Genomic DNA, 18272 nt, shown 5'->3' with positions numbered 1-18272 from the left:
TCATCCGGGTGGCAAAGGAATCTGGCTGGAGCAAAGGCTATGGGGAGTTGGGTACAACGCGGGTGTCTGGGTGTGTTTGCGCTGTTATGGTCGGTTGTTTACATCCCTGCCGTCGCGGCGCAAGCAGACCCGCATGACGGAGCGGTAGTGACGGGCCCGGCGGTCGAATTGAAAGTCGCCAACCGCAGCATCATGACCTTTCGTGCTACCTGGCTGGGTGAAGCCCCCGAGGCACGGGTGCAACGGGCGCGAACGGTGATCAACGAGATGCTCGCGGGAACCGAAGAGCTCAAGGTGCACCTCGACACGATCCAGAACACCTACCTGGTGCTGCTGGGCGGGCGGCGCGCATTCATTGTCACCCCCCAGGACACCGATCCGGACGTGAGCGTTGCCGAGACCGCTGTACAGGCGGCAAAACGCCTCGAGCAAGTGGTAGAGGAGTCGCAACAGGCGCGCAGCGTACGTTTTTTGCTGATTGCCGGTGGCTTCAGCCTGGTCGCGACCTTGCTGTATCTGGGCTTGCTTCGACTGGCTGCCTACGTGCATCGCAAGCTGCTGTCGTGGCTGCCGAAGAAGATCCGCCGCCATCATGATGTACTCAAGGTCGGCGAGACCCCCTTGCTCGACACGAGCAACCTGTACCCCTTGATCCGCCGTCTGCTGGCATTGCTGTACTGGTCGGTGGTGGCGCTGCTGACCTACGAATGGCTGACGTTCGTGCTGCAACGCTTTCCCTACACCCGGCCGTGGGGCGAAAGCCTCGATCATTACCTGCTCAACCTGGTGAGCTACCTGCTCGATGCGATCGTCAGCGCCATTCCGGGGCTGGCGATTGCCTTGATGATATTTTTCATTGCCCGTGGCATCAGCGCCTTCAGCAAGCGGGTGCTGGATCGCCTGGCCCGGCCCGGCACCATCAGCTGGCTCAACGACGAAACGCTGCAACCCACCACCCGGTTAACCTCTCTGGCGATCTGGCTATTTGCCCTGGCGATGGCCTATCCCTACCTGCCAGGAGCGGGTACCGAAGCGTTCAAGGGCTTGTCGGTACTGATCGGCCTGATGATCTCGCTGGGCGCCTCGAGCGTGGTCGGGCAGGCAGCGGCGGGGCTGATTCTGACCTACACCCGGACGCTGCGCCCAGGCGAGTTCGTGCGCATTGGCGAGCATGAAGGCACCGTGACCGAACTGGGCATGTTCACCACCAGTATCCGCACGGGGCTGGGAGAAGTACTGACCATTCCCAATTCGATGATTACCGGGGCGGTGACGAAGAATTACTCGCGAGTGGTGCAGGGGGCAGGGTATGTGGTCGATACCGTGGTCACCATCGGCTACGACACGCCCTGGCGCCAGGTTGAGGCGATGTTGCTGGAGGCGGCCCGACGCACCGCCGGCATTCTGGAAAAGCCCCGGCCCCAGGTGTTCCAGACCGCGCTCTCGGACTTTTACCCCGAATACCGGCTGGTGGCCCAGGCCGTGCCAAGTGAGCCGCGCCCCCGCGCCGAGCTGCTGAGCCTGCTGCATGCCAATATCCAGGATGTGTTCAACGAATACGGCGTGCAGATCATGTCGCCGCACTATCTGGGCGATCCCGAGCAGGAAAAACGTGTGCCTCAGGATCAATGGTACGCCGCACCTGCACAGGCGCCTGAGCACACAAGGGGTGAGCCATGATCGATTTCTTCGTCCATGCCCTGCGCGCCGACCCGGAGATCGCCGTATTCCTGGCCATCGGCCTGGGGGTACTGGTCGGGCGCATACAGATCGGCAGCTTTCACCTGGGGTCGGTGGCCGGGGCGTTGCTGATGGGGTTGATCATCGGCCAGGTCGGCCTGGAGGTCCCTCACGAACTCAAATCGGTGTTCTTCGTGTTGTTCATCTATGCGGTCGGCTTCAAGAGCGGGCCTGAGTTTTTTGGCTGCCTGAACCGCGGCAGCCTGAAACTGGTGCTGTTTTCCGTGGTGCTCTGCGCCACGGCGCTGGGCGCGATTTTACTGATGAACGCGATTTATCATTTCGATGCAGGATTCACGGCGGGTCTGGGGGCCGGAGCGCTGACCGACACTGCAATCATGGGCACGGCCAGCAGTGCCATTGCCCAGCTGGGCCTTGACGACGCGGCCAAGAATCAGCTCTACAGCCACATGGCGGTTGCCTATGCCATCACCTATGTATTCGGCACCGTGGGCCTGGTCGTGTTTGTCGGCACCATTGCCCCCAAGCTGCTTGGCGTGGACTTGCGCACCTCGGCCAGGGAGCTGGAACTGGAGCTGGGTATTGCCAGCCAGGAAGAGATGACCAGCATTCCCTACACGCGCATTGTGGTGCGTGCTCACCTGCTCAGTGACAGCGCGGCGCAGGGCATGACGGTCAGCGCGCTGGAGCACCTGCACCCCAGCATCACCATTGAGCGGGTCGTGCGTGACGCAACGGTGCATGAGCGCGACCCGGGGATGCTGCTCAAACAGGGCGACATCGTCGGGGTCTATGCCTTGCGCGAAGATGTCGGCCAGCTCGGTCAATGGCTGGGTGCCGAGATCGATCATCCCGAGGCGCTGTCGTTTCCTACCCGTTCGGCCGACATAGTGCTGACCAATACGGCCTTTGCCGGCAAGACCGTGCATGACATCCGGGCGGCGTTGGTGGGCAGTTCGCGCCTGGGGTGCTTTATCGACAGCATTACCCGCCAAGGCCTGGCGCTGCCGCTGCTGCCCAATACCGTGTTGCACAAAGGTGATGTGATTGCCATCACCGGGCGCACCAGCAGCGTGACGATGCTGGCGGCCCAACTCGGGCGAGTGCGCGAGCGCAGCTACAAAAGCGACATTGCCGTGCACAGCCTGGGCATGGTGCTCGGCGCGTTGCTGGGCATGGTTTCGGCCCACATCGGCATGATCCCCATTGAACTCGGGGTCGGTGGCGGCGTGTTGCTGGTGGCCCTGCTGATCGGTTGGTACAACTCCCGGCACCCGGAGTTCGGCGCCTTGCCGCCAGCGGCCCAGTGGGCGTTTTCCGAGTTCGGCCTGACTGCGTTTGGCGCGGTTGTCGGCTTGCTGGCCGGGCCGCCGGCGATTGCCGCGATGCAGAACGAGGGGGTGGCGTTGCTGATATCGGGGGTGGTGGTGACCTTGCTGCCGCCGTTGGTGTCGCTGTATTTCGGTCGTTATGTGCTGCGGTTGCACCCGATGGTGCTGTTCGGTGCCTTGGCCGGCGCGCAGACCGAGGCGGCGTCTATGAACAAGATCATCGAGCAGTCCGGGAGCAACACGCCAGTGATTGGTTTTACGGTCTGTTATGCCATTTCCAATGTGTTACTGGCCGTTTGCGGGCCAATCATCGTGTACATCGCCAGTTGAACTGTACAGTTGGCGATAAGGATTATTTCTTTTTTGCATGTCTGCCGAGTCTGCGGCAAAAACATGCACTAGGCTGCACTGCGCAGCCGGTAGCAATACGAACTAAAAAAAGCCCGGCAAAGGGCAAGTTGAATCGACCGTGGAGCAGGGAATGGGGCGTGAGACGTCAGGCAAGCGTGTGCTGTTGCAACTTCGGCAGTGGGCACGGATTGGTGTATTGCTGACCGGGCTCTGCAGCCTGTATCCGGCCTGGGCAGAAGAAACCGTCAGCACGGCACGCGAGGCTGCACAGGCAGCACCGGCAGAAGGCTATGTGGCCGCAGCCACCTGTCTCGGTTGCCATGCTGAAGAGGCCGCGCAGTGGAAAGATTCCGATCATGGCTGGGCCATGCGTGAAGCCACTGGCAGCAACGTGCTGGGCAATTTCAAAGGTGGACACTTCGACGAAGCCGGAGTCAAGGCCAGGTTTTTCCGCAAGGGCGAGCGCTTTTTCGTCAACACCGAAGGTGAAGACGGTAAACCCGCCGACTTCGAGATTCGCTACACCTTCGGTCACTACCCGCTGCAGCAGTACCTGGTGTCGCTGCCGCGCGGACGGCTGCAGGCCCTGACGATCGCCTGGGACAGCCGGGCCAAGGAACAGGGTGGCCAGCGCTGGTTTTCGCTGTACCCGGGCCAGCGTTTTGCACCCAACGACCCCTTGCACTGGACCGGTCGGTACCAGAACTGGAACGGCATGTGCGCTGACTGCCACTCGACCCGGCTGCTGAAAAACTACAACGACAGTGACGACAGCTTTGCCTCTACCTGGCAGGAACAGAACGTCGGCTGCCAGAGCTGCCACGGCCCGGGCAAGGCCCACGTCAACTGGGCAAAAACCGCCAAACCCGGTGAGAAAAACTACAGCTCGGCGACCGACACAGGGCTGACCGTCGATTACAAGGCGCTGGGCAGCCAGGGGCTGGTTGAGCAATGCGCCTTCTGCCACAGCCGCCGGCAAACCCTCGGAGTCGGTCAACTGCCGGGCCATCCGCAACTGGACCAGAGCTTGCCGGCGACGCTGCGCACGGGGCTGTATCACGCCGACGGCCAGATCGACGGCGAAGTCTACGAATATGGCTCTTTCACCCAGAGCAAGATGTACGCCGCAGGAGTAGGGTGCACCGATTGTCACAACCCGCACACCAACAAGGTCAAGATCGAAGGTAACGGGCTCTGCCTGCAGTGCCACAATAGCCAGCCACCCCTGGCGCGCTTTCCCAGCCTGCAAGCCAAGGACTATGACAGCCAGGCCCACCACCACCACGAGCCGGGTACTCCGGGCGCTCAATGTGTGAACTGCCACATGCCGACCAAGACCTACATGGTGGTCGACCCGCGCCGTGACCACAGCTTGCGCATTCCTCGCCCGGACCTGTCCAGCAAAGACGCCAGCCCTGATGCCTGCACCAGCTGCCACACCGATCAGAAACCGCAATGGGCCGCCACGGCTATCGAGGGCTGGTTCGGTACACCGCAACGTCCCCCGCACTATGGTGAGAACTTCCACGCGGTGCGCAGCGGCCAGGGGGTGGCCTTGAGCGAGCTCAATGCACTGCTCGCCGACAAAGGCAAGCCGGCCATTGTGCGTGCCACAGCGGCCCAGCAAATGGCCGACCTCGGCCAGCAGTCGGTGATCAGCCTGGGCTGGGCCTTGAAGGACAAGAGTGCGTTGGTGCGTGCCTATGCCGTTTCCGGTTTTTCCAGTGTGCCGCCGGAGCAGCGCCTGCAACCGTTGCTGCCGCTGCTCAAGGACCCGACTCTGGCCGTACGTGACGAAACCCTGCGGGTATTGGCCGATGTCCCGGCGCAGCAATTGCCTGCCGAGTCGCGCGAAACCTTCACCAGCATGCTTGCCGACTACGAGAAACGCCTGCGCGGCAATGCCGAACTGCCCGGCGGACGCCTTAACCTGGCGGTGCTGTTGAGCCGCCAGGGCCGTAACAGCGAAGCGATGGAGGAGTATCACCAGGCGCTGAAACTGGACCCGTACTTCGTCCCGGCACGGGTCAACCTGGTGACCCTGGCCAGCGGCGCGCAGCAGCTGGATGAAGCCGAGCGCCTACTGCGCGAAGGGCTGGCGCTGGAAAAAATGCCTGCCACCGACCACGGTAACCTGGCCTACATGCTGGCCTTGCTGCTGGTCGAGCAAGGCAAGCTCGACCAGGCGCCGCAGTGGATGGAAACCGCAGCGCAGGCGTTGCCGCAGAACACCCGCATCCGCTACAACCAGGGGCTGCTGCTGTCGCGACTCAATCGCCGCGATGAAGCGATCAAGGCCCTGCAGCAAGGGCTTGCCCAGGCGCCGGAGGACACCGACCTGCTTTATTCGCTGATCTATCTGCACGCCCTGGCGGGGGAGCGCAGCGACGCCTACGAGTACGTGCAACGCATGCGCAAGGTCGCGCCGGACGACCCGCGCCTGCAGGCCATCGAGCCCTACTGGCAGAAACCATGAGGCAGGCGATTTATTTTGCCCGGCAAATTTGAACTTGTCGGGCGGATCGCCTAAACCCTCTAGCGAGGGCGCGTGTTCAACGCAGGGTAGTGAGGGCTTTCACGTGTCTGTGGCGTAAATCGACCAAGAGAGTACGAGCATGACAAACAAGCTGATCGGCAAGGCAGTGTTACTTGGGCTCCTCAGTACCGCCGCGATTTCCGCGCAGGCAGGCCAGGCCGGTGGGGGAGGCTGCGGTTGGGGCAACATGCTGTTCGATGGCCAAAGCGGCCTGGCGCCGCACCTGTTGGCGACCACCACCAACGGCACTTCGGGCAACGCCACCTTTGGCCTGACCTCAGGTACCAACGGTTGCGATTCGAAAGTAAAACTGGGTTATGGCGGCCGTTCGTGGCTGGCAATGAACAACATGCTGGAAGGCATTTCCGAAGATATGGCCAAGGGCGGCGGTGAGTCATTGAATGCCTACGCCACTTTGTTGGGGGTGCCCAACGATGATCGCCAACACTTTGCCAGCATCACACAACAGCATTTCGACGAGATTTTCGCCAACCAGAACGTCACTGCCCAGCAGGTCTACAGCAATACCCAGGCGGTGATGAGTCGCGACTCACGCCTGGCGCGCTACGTGCAGGAACCGGGCTAATCACCTGGCGCTTGGTGATCAAGCCCTCCCTGGAGGGCTTTTTCTGCGCAGCCAGGGTCTTGTCGCATTCGCCTGCTTCACTGCTGGATTTACCCCACCATGATCGACTCAAGGATAGAACCGGTGACCATACGAGAACAGGTAGCCGCACTTGAAACCACCGTAGCCCAACAGGTACTGGGGCAGGCCGACACCATTCGGCACGTGATTCTCGGCTTGCTGGCCAACGGTCACGTGCTGCTCGAGAGTTTGCCGGGCCTGGCCAAGACCCGCACCGTCAAGGCGCTGTCCACCCATCTGGACGCGACAATGCGCCGCATTCAGTTCACCCCCGATCTGCTGCCGTCGGACATCACCGGCGGGGAGATCCTGCAGCAAACGGCTGAAGGTAACCAGATCAAATTTCAGCCTGGCCCGCTGTTCGGCAACGTGATTCTGGCCGACGAAATCAACCGCGCCCCGGCCAAGGTACAGGCTGCCTTGCTCGAAGCCATGGAAGAGCGCCAGATCACAGTGGCCGGGCAAAGCTACCCGATGCCGGGCCTGTTCATGGTCATGGCGACCCAGAACCCCATCGAGCAAGAAGGCACGTACCCGTTGCCCGAAGCGCAGATGGACCGATTTCTGATGAAGTTGCAACTGGACTACCCCAAAGTCGAGGATGAGATCCTCGTGCTGCAACTGGTACGTGCCGAGGAGCAGCAAGGCAATGTGGCCCGCAAGGCGCCGACGCAACTGCCTCAGGAGGTGGTCTTTGCCGCACGCGGCGAAGTCGCCGGGTTGCACGTCAGCGATGCGATCGATCGCTACATGATCGACCTGATCAACGCCACGCGGCACCCGGCCGACTATGACCCGGACCTGGCCCGCTGGATCAAGATCGGCGCCAGCCCCCGGGGCGGCATCAGCCTGGACCGTGTGGCGCGGGCGCATGCCTGGTTGGCCGGTAACGACTTCGTGTCGCCCGACGACGTGCGGGCCGTGGTGCATCCGGTACTGCGCCATCGCCTGCAGCTGTCGTATGACGCCATCGCCGACGGGGTAGGTGCCGACCAGGTGCTCGACCGTCTGCTCGACCGTGTCGCCATTCCGGCTTGAGACCATGACGACTTCAACGCTGGATAACCCGCCTGCCGATGGCTTCGTGCATGCCTCGCTCGGGCAACTGATGGCCCTGGAGCACCGCGTGCGCGGCTTGAGTTTTCTCGCCCGTCAGCCGCTGTCGAGCATTCTGTCCGGCAACCATGCCTCGCGTTTGCGTGGGCGTGGTCTGAGCTTCGACGAGTTACGCCGGTACATCCCCGGTGACGACTTGCGTCACCTCGACTGGCGCGCCTCGCTGCGCTACGGCAAACCTTTTGTACGTACTTTCACCGAAGAGCGCGACCGGCCTACCTTGCTGCTGGTAGACCAGCGCATGAGCATGTTCTTTGGCTCGCGGCGCAGCTTCAAGTCGGTGGTCGCCGCCGAGCTTGCGGCAGTGTGCGCGTGGATTGCCTTTCATGCCGGCGACCGCGTCGGTGGTCTGGTCTTCGATGATCACCACGTGCAGCACATTCGCCCGCTGCGCAGCCGGTCACGGGTCGAAGCCCTGTGCGCAGCGGTTGTACGCAGCAACCAGAAGCTGTCGGCTACCAATCCGGACAGCGAAGGCGACGGCCAACTGGATACCGTGTTGCGCAATTGCATCAGCGCCGCCGGGCATGATTGCCTGGTATGCATCATCAGTGATTTTGCCGGCGCCACGGCACAGACGCTGCAACTGCTGCGACAGTTGAATGCGCATAACGATGTCATTGCCTTGCAGGTGTATGACCCCCTGGCCTTGAACATACCGGCATCCGGCCGGGTGACCGTGACCCAGGGTGAGTTGCAGGTTGAACTGGATGTCGAGCGCCGCCAGGTGTATCGGCCCTTGAGCGAGTTTCTCTCCGGGCGGCTGCGCGAGGTGGCAGACATGCTGCGGCGCAGCCAGGTGCCGCTGATGATGATCGACACCGGCCAGGACCCGCTTGAACAGCTGCGCCGTGAATTGGGGCGACTGTCCGGGGTGGCACGGTGACCGCCCCCGTCGTACCGAGCATCGATCAGCTTCAGGTGCTGCCGACGCCGGTACCGCCGTTCAGTTATGTGCCGCAGACCTGGGGCTGGCTGGTGCTGTTGCTGGTCGTGGTGTTCATCTCGGCGCTGTGGGGTATTCGCCGCTGGCGACGCTGGCAACAGGATCGCTATCGCCGCGAAGCACTGGAGCAACTGGGATACTTGCAGCAGTCGTTGAGTGATTCCGGCCAGCGTCTGGGTGCACTGCGTGCGTTGCCGGCGTTACTCAAGCGGGTGGCGTTGTCGATGGTCGATGCACCGGCGGTGCAAAGCCTGAGCGGTGACCAGTGGCAGGCGTTTCTCAATCAGCGAGCGAAAACACCCTTGCCAGAAAACTTTGCCGGGCAGCTGTTTACCTTGGCCTATGCCCCGGACACGGCATTGGCAGGGATTGCAGAACAGGAAGTGACGGCGCTGTTTGCGCTCAGTAAGCAATGGATCGAGGCCCATCATGTGGCAGTTTGATTACCCCTGGATGCTGTTCCTGCTGCCGTTGCCTTGGCTGGCCTATCGCTACCTGAGTGACTATCGCGAAGCGCGCAGCGCGTTGCGGGTACCGTTCTTTGCCGCTATGAGCCGGGCTGCGGGGCAGACACCGGGCACCGCTGCTGCCACTGGCGGGCGCTGGCAGCTGCCGCTCAATTGCCTGGTATGGGCACTGTTGCTGGCAGCCTGTGCACGCCCGGTATGGGTGGAAAAGGCCATTGAACATGAGCAACCGATTCGCGACATGATGCTGGCCATCGACATCTCGCAATCGATGCAGACTACCGATTACACCGACGCCAGCGGCCAGCAGAGCGACCGTTTGACCGCAGTCAAAGGCGTGGTGCGCGACTTCATTGCGCAACGCAAGGACGACCGCATCGGCCTGATCGTGTTCGGCACCGGTGCCTATCCCCAGGCGCCGCTGACCCTCGATCACGCCAGCCTCGGTGTACTGCTCGATGAAGTCGGCATCGGCATGGCCGGCCCGAACACTGCGTTGGGCGATGCCATCGGCCTGACGATCAAGCTGCTGGACAAAGCCGACGAACAGGAAAAGGTGCTGATCCTGCTCACCGACGGTAATGATACCGGCAGTGCAATCACCCCTGACCATGCGGCGCAGATGGCCAGGCAGCGCGGAATTGTCGTGCACACCATCGGCATCGGCGACCCGCAAGCCACGGGGGAGGGCAAGGTTGACCTGCAAACGCTGCAGGCCATTGCGCAAACCACCGGCGGTCGCTTTTTCCGCGCCGATGACCGCAACGCGCTGCAGGCGGTCTACGCCACCCTCGACCAGATCACCCCGCACAAGGTGAAAACCTTCAGTCACCAGCCCAAGCGCGACCTGTTCTGGCTGCCGTTGGGGGGCGCCTTGTTACTGCTGCTGGTCAGTCATCTGTTGGCTGCACTGTTTGGCCGGTTCGCGCGCGGTCGCAGCCGCCTGTTGCATGCGGAGCACTGATATGGAACTGGACTTCAGTGCCTTTCACTTCCTGCGCCCGCTCTGGTTGCTACTGCTCATACCCGCAGCACTCCTGCCGTGGCTGTGGCTGCGCCGGCATGATCTCAAACGCCAACTCAACGGCCTGATTGCCCCGCATTTGCTCGAGCATCTGCTGATCACCCCGGTCGACCACCAACAGTTGCGCCCCGTCTATTTGCTGGCTGCGCTGCTTGCACTGGGAGGCGTGGCCGCTGCCGGGCCGACCTGGCAACAGGACATACCGGACTTTCTCGACAACCGTGCACCGCTGATTATCGCTGTCGACCTGTCGCCGTCGATGGACGCGGATGACGTTCCGCCATCGCGCCTCGCTGCTGCCAAGCACAAACTGCAAGATCTGATCCAGCGCCGCGCCGGGGCGCGTACTGCGCTGATCGCCTATGCCGGCAGTGCCCACCTGGTCCTGCCCGCCACCGAAGACCCGGAGCTGCTCAACACCTTCGTGCAGGCCTTGTCGACCGACCTCATGGACAACATCGGCAAGGACGTTGCCGGCGTGATCGGGCAAGCCAAAAAACTTCTGGATGCAGAAAAAATGCCCGGTACCCTGTTGCTGGTGACCGATGGCGCAGCGCCCGAGCAGTTCGCAGCCATACCCAAACTGCTGTCAGGCACCGATCTGCAGGTGCTGGTGCTGGCAGTAGGTGCTCAGGATGGTGGTTTGCTGCGCGATGCCCACGGGCAACCTCGTATTGGTAACGATGGGCAGCCACTGGTTGCCCGCTTTGATGCCCAGGGCCTCAAGCAACTGGCCAGCGCCGCGGATGCACCGTTGGGCAGCCTGACCCTCAATGATGACGACCTGGACTGGATCGAACTGCACGCCCAGCAGCATTTCCAGCAAGTGCAGGGCGATACGCAGCAGGTGTACTGGAAAGACGCCGGCTACTGGCTGTGCTGGCCGTTGGCGCTGATTGCCTTGTGTTGTGTACGCCGTGGGTGGCGAGTGCATTGGCTTGGCGGCCTGCTGGTGGCGGTATTGTTGAGCGCCAGCCCCGACTCTGCGCGGGCCGGGGCGCTGGCCGACGCCTTTTTCACCCCGGACCAACAGGGCCGCTGGGCGTTCGAACACGGCCACTACCCGCAGGCCGCCGCGCACTTCAGCGACCCGTACTGGAAAGGCCTGGCTGCCTACAACGCGGCAGACTACGACGCCGCGCTGGCAAGCTTCGCCCGCCTGGATTCGGCGCCGGCGTTCTTCTACCTGGGCAACATCTACGTCCATCGATTCAAGTTCACCCAGGCCATTGCGGCCTATCAGCAAGCATTGAAAAAGCAGCCCGATTTTCCCCAGGCGACGGCCAATCTCGCCTTGGCCCAGGCGTTGTTGAAAGACTATGAAGACCAGCAAGAGGCCGGTACGCCGGATGAGAAAGCCGACAAGGTAGTCGAGGACCAGACGCCGAGCACCGGCGGCAAGGAGCAGCAGCAAACCACACCGCAAGCGGCCTCCGACCAGCTATGGTTGAACAACCTGACGACCTCGCCGGCGCAGTTCCTCAAACGCAAGTTCAGGCTCCAGGACGCGGCGCGGCAACAGACCGGGGAGGGCGCACCATGAGACGGCTGTTGTGTGGCGTGCTGTTGTTGCCGTTGTTGGCGTGGGCAGCCCCCGATGTGCGGGTGCAAAACCGCCTGGTGCCAGACACCGGCGTCATGGTCGGCGCCACCCTGACGATGGAGGTCGACCTGCTGGTCGATACCTGGTTCACCGCCGCGCCCGTGCTGGCACCGCTGAACCTGCCGGGTAGTGTGGTGACGCCCCCCAGCGGCGAAGCCCAGCACCTGAACGAAAAGCTTGATGGCAAGGCGTTCTACGGTTTGCGCTACACCTACCAGATCACCCCGCAAGCAGCGCAGCAGTTCGATATTCCGGCGCTGCAGTTTCAGGTGCAGCCGGGGCAGGGCGACGGTCCGGTGACGGTGAGCAGTCAGCCCTTGAGTTTTGTCGCCAAGGCGCTTGCCGGTGCCAAGGCAGGTGATAAGCACCCACTGGTCGCCCGCAAAGTGACTCTCAGCCAGCAGGTGCAGCATTCCCATGACCCGCTGCGGGTCGGCGACAGCATTACCCGTACCGTCACCGTTGAGGCCGAAGGCGCCCAGGCCATGCTGATTCCACCTCTGGCGTTTGCCGAGATCGATGGCCTGAAACGCTACGTGCAACCCCCCAAGGTTACGCCGCTCAGTGATGGCCGTGGCGGTACCCGGGGCGGCAGGCGTGAAGACAGCGTGACTTATGTGGTCGCTAAAGCCGGCGCCTACAACCTGCCTGCGATCACCCTCGACTGGTGGGATGCCAGTACCGGTGAGGCGCACAGTGCGTCGGTCGACAAGCTGACCTTCGACGCTGCCGAAGGGACTTACACCGCACCGTTTTCCATCACCCAGGACCTGCGCGACCTTGGCCAGAAGGCTCACGTTCGACTTGCCGGGCACTGGCTCCTGGCACTGACTGTGGTGATGCTGGCGGCAGGTCTGATCTACTTCGGCCGCCCCTGGGCCCAGGCGGCACGCGAGTGGTTCCGGCGCTGGCGAGCCGAGCGGCACAGCGCCTGGCTGGCATCGCCAGAGTTCGCCCGGCAACTGGCCCGTGAACAGTTGAGCGCCCGCCCGCCGCAACTGGGCGCGTTGTACCTGTGGGTGCGGCGCAGCACCGGGCTGCGAACCCTCGCACAAATTTGTGCACAGTCGCCCGACAACAACGTAAATCCTTCACTAGACTTGCTCAAGATTCGCTATGGCACTGCCGTCTCGACTGAGGACGAGGCGGCGCCGTTGATTCAGGCGCTCGAGGCGTTGCAACCGCAGCTGACCCCGGTCAAGGCCAGCACGGCGCGCCATGGATTGAAATCGTTGAACCCCTGACTCGTGGGAACTGCTCAAGGACGTCATATGCCTCAGACGATTGCGATGCGCTGGATTGTGATGCTGCTGTTGCTGGTGCCGCTGCTCAGTCAGGCCGCGGACCCGTTGCCATCGTGGTACAACGGCGCCTCGCGCGAGGCCATCGAGCAGTTTGTCGGCGCGGTCACCGAGCAAGGTGGCAAGGACTACGTGGCACCGGCAGAGCGCATTGCCGTGTTCGACAACGACGGCACGTTGTGGAGCGAGCAGCCGCTGTACTTCGAAGTGCTGTTTGCCCTGGACGAAGTCAAGCGCCTGGCCCCGCAACACCCCGAGTGGAAAACCCAGCAGCCGTTCAAGGCGGTGCTTGAAGGCGACCAGAAGGCGCTGGCGGCCAGTGGCATGGACGGTATGCTGAAAATCGTCGCCGCCACCCATGCCGGGGTGAGTACCGAAGCGTTCATTGCCCAGACCCGCAGCTGGCTGGCGAAAAAAGTCCACCCCAAAACCGGCAAGCCCTATACCGAAATGGTCTTTGCACCCATGCTGGAGTTGCTCCAGTACCTGCGTGAAAACGGCTTCAGGACCTACATCGTCTCCGGTGGTGAAGTGGCCTTTATGCGCGCGTTTGCCGAGGAGGTCTACGGCATTCCGCCCGAGCAGGTCATCGGCACCACCCTCGACGCCCGCTTCCAGGACAAAAATGGCGAGCTGACTATCCAGCGCTTGCCAAAACTGGTGCACAACGATGATGGACCGGGCAAACCGGTCAGCATCGATTCCATCATCGGCCGCCGCCCGATCCTGGCCTTTGGCAACTCCGACGGCGACCTGCAGATGCTCCAGTGGACCATGGCCGGCCCCGGCAAACGCTTTGCCGGGTTGGTCCACCATACCGACAGCAAACGCGAGTGGGCGTACGACCGTGACAGCAAGGTCGGGCGCCTGGACAAGGCACTGGAAGCGGCACGCAACAGCAATTGGGTGGTGGTGGACATGGCGCGGGAATGGCGCCGTGTCTACCCGTTCGAAAGCATTCAAGAGCAGTAATCAATACACCACAGGTGCACAGGGATTTCGTTCAGCAGTCGAACCCTGTGGTGCACGAAGTCGTGGCATTAGCCAGTAACGTGAAACGGAGAAATGGCCTTATGAAACTCAGAAGTAGGTGGCTTACAACAATGACACTCGCCGCCTCGGTGGCGTTAGGCGCGGGGGCGGTGCATGCGGCGGATAAGCCCAACATTCTGGTGATTTTTGGCGATGACATCGGGCAGACCAACATCAGTGCCTATGGCAAGGGTGTGGTGGGGTACCAAACGCCCAACATCGACCGGATTGCCAAGGAAGGCATGCTGTTCACTGACTATTACGCGGAGAACAGCTGCACCGCAGGCCGTTCAACCTTCATCACCGGTCAGGCGGCCTTGCGCACAGGCCTTTCCAAGGTGGGCATGCCCGGGGTGCCGGTCGGCCTGCAGGCGCGTGACGTGACCATCGCCCAGGCGCTCAAGGCCCAGGGCTATGCCACCGGTCAATTCGGCAAGAACCACCTGGGGGACAAGGACGAGTACCTGCCGACCAACCACGGCTTCGACGAGTTCTTCGGCAACCTCTACCACCTCAATGCCGAGGAAGAGCCTGAGCGTCCGTACTGGCCCAAAGACGATCAGGAGTTCGTCAAGGCTGCTTCTCCCCGCGGTGTGATCAAGTCCAGTGCCGACGGCAAGATCGAAGACACCGGGGCGCTGAACAAGAAGCGCATGGAAACCATCGATGACGAAACCACCCAGGCAGCGATGGATTTCATCGACAAACAAGCCAAGGCTGACAAACCGTTCTTTGTCTGGATGAACACTACGCGCATGCATGCCTTTACCCATGTGCGCGAGGCCATGCAAGGGCAGAGCGGTATGCCAGGTAACGAGTACGCCGACGGCATGCTTGAGCACGACGGCGACGTCGGCAAACTACTGAAGAAGCTCGATGACCTGAAAATCACCGACAACACCATCGTCGTTTATACCACCGATAACGGCCCGAACCAGTGGTCCTGGCCAGATGCGGCGACCACGCCATTCCGTAACGAGAAAAACTCCAACTGGGAAGGCGCTTATCGGGTGCCTGCAATTGTACGCTGGCCTGGCAAGATCAAGGCCGACACTGTCTCCACCCAGTTGTTCTCGGGGCTCGACTGGTTCCCCACACTGCTGGCAGCAGCGGGTGATACCAATATCAAGGAGCGTTTGCTCAAAGGTGCTGACGTCAGTGGTAAGAACTTCAAGGTGCACTTGGACGGCTTCAACCAATTGGATTACCTGACCGGTAAAGCCGACAAGAGCGCCCGTGATGAGTTTTACTACTTCAACGATGACGGTGAGCTGGTCTCCATGCGGTTCGGTGACTGGAAGCTGGTGTTCTGTGAGCAGCGCGCACCTGGTGGCTTCGCAGTATGGAGTGAGCCCTTCACCTGCTTGCGGGTACCGAAGCTGTTCAACCTGCGCATGGACCCGTATGAGAGGGCGGACGTCGTTTCGGACCAGTACTACGATTGGTTGGCCAAGAACGACTACCTGATTTTCCAAGGTACACGTAAGGCTGCTGCCTTCCTGCAAACCTTTGTAGACTATCCGCCGAGCCAACGCCCGGCGAGCTTCAGCATCGACCAGATCCGTGCTGACGTAGACAAGAAAATCGAAGAGAAGATGAAGAAGTAAGGCCGTGCCAGCGCCCGTCAACCGACGGGCGCTTTCTTACGACTTGTATTTCGGATAGCTGCTGATCCGATAAGGCCAATTGATGCGCTCAGCCGTCAACTCCACCCGTAGCGCCGCTGCACAAGAAGCGGGCAAACGCCTGTCGCTGCAGCTGCTGATTCCTGCCATTTTGCTCTGCATTTCCGGTGCCGCCGCGCTGGTGTACCAGGTGCTGTGGGTCAAACAACTGTCGCTGGTGGTGGGGGTGGAGGTGTACGCCATCACCACCGGCATCAGCGCATTTTTTGCCGGGCTGGCCTTGGGCGGCCTGGTGTTCGGGCGTTGGGCCGATCGCCTGCAGCGCCCGGTCAGGCTGTATGCCAGCCTGGAATTGGCCGTGGCGGTGCTGGGCGTGCTCAGTACGCTGGCGCTGGCCAATGCCGCCGGACTGTTTGCCCGGCTGGAAGCCAGTGTTGGCTTGCTGGCCTGGCTGCTGCCGTTTTTGCTGGTGGGCGTCCCTGCTTTTTTGATGGGTGGCACGCTGCCTGTGCTGGTGAGGGCGCTGACGCCCGCCCAAGGGCAAATGGCTGAGGCGGGCGGTCGCCTGTACGCGGCCAACACCGCCGGGGCCATTCTTGGCACCTTGCTCGCAGCCTTTGTCTTGCTGCCTCAGCTTGGCGTCACCGGCAGCGCTCTGGTGGCTGCCAGCCTGAACCTGCTGGCCGCCGCCGGGGCCTGGCTGTCGTGCCGTGCAGCCCCACCGCTGGTACCCGCACCGCCTGCCGCCGCCTCGCCGCGCAGCCCCAGCGCTACCCTGGCGATCGCCCTGTATTGCCTGGCCGGGGGCGTGGCGCTGGGCTATGAGGTGGTGTGGACGCAGTCCATTGTCCAGTTCATGAGTACCCGCGCGTTCGCCTTTGCCGTAGTGCTGGCAACGTACCTCGCCGGCCTGGTGCTGGGCAGTGCGATCTACGCTCGGCGTGCCGACCGGATCAGTGATCCGTGGGGGTTGTTCGGGTTGCTGATCGCCCTGGCCGGGTTGCTGGCACTGGTGCAGATCGCCGGGCTTGGCCGCTGGTTGATCATTGCCCAGACGCAAGTGGAGGCCGTGGTCCTGCAGGTGACCGGCAATGAGCTGGCCGGCATGTGCGCACGCTTTGCCACCGCCGCCTTGTGCGTGGTGTTCCTGCCCACCACGCTGCTCGGTGCGGCCTTTCCCCTGGCCCTGAGATTGTGCGCCGACAGCGCCCAGGCGGGCCGGGATGTCGGTACAGTGGTGGGGCTGAACACCCTGGGGGGTATCGCCGGGGTCATGCTCACCGGTTTCGTGCTGGTGCCACAGCTGGGGCTGGTACGCACGCTGGTGGTGCTTGCCTTGCTGGCGGCAGCAGTCGGCTGCGTGGTCATCTGGCGGGGCGTTGCGGTGCGCCCGGGGATGCGCGCGGCGATCCTCGGCGTGACCCTGGCCTCGCTGGTCATCGGTGTCTTGACGCCGCCCCAGCGCCTGGCGCAGTTGCTGCCGGGCGCACGCGGCGGTCAGATCACGTTTTATCAGGAAGGGCGAGGCGGCACGGTGGCCGTGGTGTCCCAGGAACGCGGGGCACGCACATTCAGCCGCCTGTACATCCAGGGCGTTTCCAATACCGGTGATGCCATGCCGTCGCTGCGCTACATGCGCCTGCAGGCATTGTTGCCGTTGTTGATTCACCACGGCGAGCCACGTTCGGCCATGGTCATCGGCTTTGGTACCGGTATTACCGCCGGGGCCATGTTGCGCTATCAGGGGCTGCAACGCCCGGTGGTGGCGGAGCTGCTGCCGGAGGTACTGGCCGCAGCGCCGCTGTTTTCCGGCAATTTCAACGCGATCAGCGACCCGCGCCTGGACATCCGCCTGCGCGATGGCCGCCGGGAGCTGTTGCGCAGTGCCGAGCGCTACGACCTGATTACCCTGGAGCCACCACCGCCTTCAGCGGCCGGCGTGGTCAACCTCTATTCAAGGGACTTCTATCAACTGGCCGCCGAGCGCCTCGAAGCCGACGGCATCGTCGCCCAATGGTTACCGTTGCCGACCCAGAACGAAGACGACAGCCGTTCGCTGGTACGCAGCTTTCTGGATGTCTTCCCGCATGCCTCGCTGTGGACTACGGAGTTTCACGAGATGCTCCTGGTTGGCTCGCTGACGCCACAGGAGCTGGATTACACGCGAATCAGCCAGCGTTTTGCCGAACCGCCAGTGGCCAAGGCTCTGGCTGAAGTCGGGGTGGATTCCGTCAATGCCTTGCTGGCCACCTGGGTGACCGACCGCGAAGGGCTGGAGCGCTTTGCCGGTCAGGCACTGGCGGTGACCGATGACCGGCCGCGAATCGAGTACGCGCCATGGGTACGCGCCAAGGAGATCACCCGCGTTTTGCCGCAACTGTTGGCGTTGCGCAAGGCGCCGCCGCTACTCAATGCCGATGTTGGCCAGCGAGCGGCGGTTGAGGATCAGTGGCAGGTACTGCGGCGCTTTTATGGCCTGACCTTGCTGGCTTACAACGGCAACCGCGAGGGCTGGGCGCGCGAGGCACGGTTGCTGATGCAAGGAGAGGGGCGCAACCCGTATTTCCGCTGGTTCATGGGCGCGGGGCAGTGA

At 62.5% G+C, this 18272-nt stretch carries 13 protein-coding genes; all 13 read left to right on the top strand.

Features of this window, described 5'->3' with window-relative positions; all coding sequences use genetic code 11:
* Positions 1-39: 39 nt before the first annotated feature.
* The 13 genes from DM813_RS22065 to DM813_RS22005 all read left to right on the top strand — a co-directional run bounded on the left by DM813_RS22065 (position 40) and on the right by DM813_RS22005 (position 18272).
* The gene (locus tag DM813_RS22065; protein WP_128325523.1) at positions 40-1680 is read left to right on the top strand and encodes a mechanosensitive ion channel family protein; all 1641 of its coding nucleotides are present in this window, start codon (positions 40-42) and stop codon (positions 1678-1680) included.
* Positions 1677-3362 (top strand): aspartate-alanine antiporter, encoded by a 1686-nt coding sequence (gene aspT, locus DM813_RS22060; RefSeq protein ID WP_128325522.1) that lies wholly within the window; start codon positions 1677-1679, stop codon positions 3360-3362. Before DM813_RS22065 ends, aspT begins: the two co-directional genes overlap by 4 nt.
* 151 nt (positions 3363-3513) lie before the next feature.
* Entirely contained in the window at positions 3514-5859 is a 2346-nt protein-coding gene (locus DM813_RS22055) for a tetratricopeptide repeat protein (protein WP_128325521.1), read from the top strand.
* Between the two features lie 139 nt (positions 5860-5998).
* Complete coding sequence (locus DM813_RS22050) at positions 5999-6505, top strand: DUF3015 domain-containing protein (RefSeq protein ID WP_128325520.1); 507 nt, start codon at positions 5999-6001, stop codon at positions 6503-6505.
* Positions 6506-6628: 123 nt separating this feature from the next.
* Positions 6629-7603, top strand: coding sequence for an AAA family ATPase (locus DM813_RS22045; RefSeq protein WP_128325519.1), 975 nt, complete (start codon positions 6629-6631; stop codon positions 7601-7603).
* Between the two features lie 4 nt (positions 7604-7607).
* Positions 7608-8567, top strand: coding sequence for a DUF58 domain-containing protein (locus tag DM813_RS22040; protein ID WP_128325518.1), 960 nt, complete (start codon positions 7608-7610; stop codon positions 8565-8567).
* On the top strand, positions 8564-9070 hold the full coding sequence (locus tag DM813_RS22035; protein WP_128325517.1) for a DUF4381 domain-containing protein: 507 nt from the start codon (positions 8564-8566) through the stop codon (positions 9068-9070). The genes DM813_RS22040 and DM813_RS22035 overlap by 4 nt, the downstream gene beginning before the upstream one ends.
* Positions 9057-10058, top strand: coding sequence for a vWA domain-containing protein (locus DM813_RS22030; RefSeq protein WP_128325516.1), 1002 nt, complete (start codon positions 9057-9059; stop codon positions 10056-10058). The genes DM813_RS22035 and DM813_RS22030 overlap by 14 nt, the downstream gene beginning before the upstream one ends.
* Before the next feature lies 1 nt (position 10059).
* A complete protein-coding gene (locus DM813_RS22025) occupies positions 10060-11661 on the top strand; it encodes a VWA domain-containing protein (RefSeq protein WP_128325515.1) in 1602 nt (533 codons plus the stop codon).
* A complete protein-coding gene (locus tag DM813_RS22020) occupies positions 11658-12965 on the top strand; it encodes a BatD family protein (protein ID WP_128325514.1) in 1308 nt (435 codons plus the stop codon). Before DM813_RS22025 ends, DM813_RS22020 begins: the two co-directional genes overlap by 4 nt.
* Before the next feature lie 27 nt (positions 12966-12992).
* Complete coding sequence (locus DM813_RS22015; RefSeq protein ID WP_128325513.1) at positions 12993-13994, top strand: HAD family hydrolase; 1002 nt, start codon at positions 12993-12995, stop codon at positions 13992-13994.
* Positions 13995-14095: 101 nt separating this feature from the next.
* Positions 14096-15661 carry an arylsulfatase gene (locus DM813_RS22010; RefSeq protein ID WP_128325512.1) on the top strand — a complete coding sequence of 522 codons (1566 nt, stop codon included), beginning with the start codon at positions 14096-14098 and terminating at the stop codon, positions 15659-15661.
* Between the two features lie 82 nt (positions 15662-15743).
* Positions 15744-18272 carry a fused MFS/spermidine synthase gene (locus DM813_RS22005; protein WP_128325511.1) on the top strand — a complete coding sequence of 843 codons (2529 nt, stop codon included), beginning with the start codon at positions 15744-15746 and terminating at the stop codon, positions 18270-18272.

The sequence above is a fragment of the Pseudomonas alkylphenolica genome (assembly GCF_004025535.1).
Lineage (GTDB): Bacteria > Pseudomonadota > Gammaproteobacteria > Pseudomonadales > Pseudomonadaceae > Aquipseudomonas > Aquipseudomonas alkylphenolica_A.
Note: the sequence above shows the minus strand (reverse complement) of the source record. Positions and strands in the feature narration are given on the sequence as shown.

Excerpts from the sequence above, each read along its gene's own strand:
- DM813_RS22065 (WP_128325523.1), top strand. The coding sequence starts at position 40 with ATGGGGAGTTGGGTACAACGCGGGTGTCTGGGTGTGTTTGCGCTGTTA.
- aspT (WP_128325522.1), top strand. The coding sequence starts at position 1,677 with ATGATCGATTTCTTCGTCCATGCCCTGCGCGCCGACCCGGAGATCGCC.
- DM813_RS22055 (WP_128325521.1), top strand. The coding sequence starts at position 3,514 with ATGGGGCGTGAGACGTCAGGCAAGCGTGTGCTGTTGCAACTTCGGCAG.
- DM813_RS22050 (WP_128325520.1), top strand. The coding sequence starts at position 5,999 with ATGACAAACAAGCTGATCGGCAAGGCAGTGTTACTTGGGCTCCTCAGT.
- DM813_RS22040 (WP_128325518.1), top strand. The coding sequence starts at position 7,608 with ATGACGACTTCAACGCTGGATAACCCGCCTGCCGATGGCTTCGTGCAT.
- DM813_RS22030 (WP_128325516.1), top strand. The coding sequence starts at position 9,057 with ATGTGGCAGTTTGATTACCCCTGGATGCTGTTCCTGCTGCCGTTGCCT.
- DM813_RS22025 (WP_128325515.1), top strand. The coding sequence starts at position 10,060 with ATGGAACTGGACTTCAGTGCCTTTCACTTCCTGCGCCCGCTCTGGTTG.
- DM813_RS22020 (WP_128325514.1), top strand. The coding sequence starts at position 11,658 with ATGAGACGGCTGTTGTGTGGCGTGCTGTTGTTGCCGTTGTTGGCGTGG.
- DM813_RS22015 (WP_128325513.1), top strand. The coding sequence starts at position 12,993 with ATGCCTCAGACGATTGCGATGCGCTGGATTGTGATGCTGCTGTTGCTG.
- DM813_RS22010 (WP_128325512.1), top strand. The coding sequence starts at position 14,096 with ATGAAACTCAGAAGTAGGTGGCTTACAACAATGACACTCGCCGCCTCG.
- DM813_RS22005 (WP_128325511.1), top strand. The coding sequence starts at position 15,744 with ATGCGCTCAGCCGTCAACTCCACCCGTAGCGCCGCTGCACAAGAAGCG.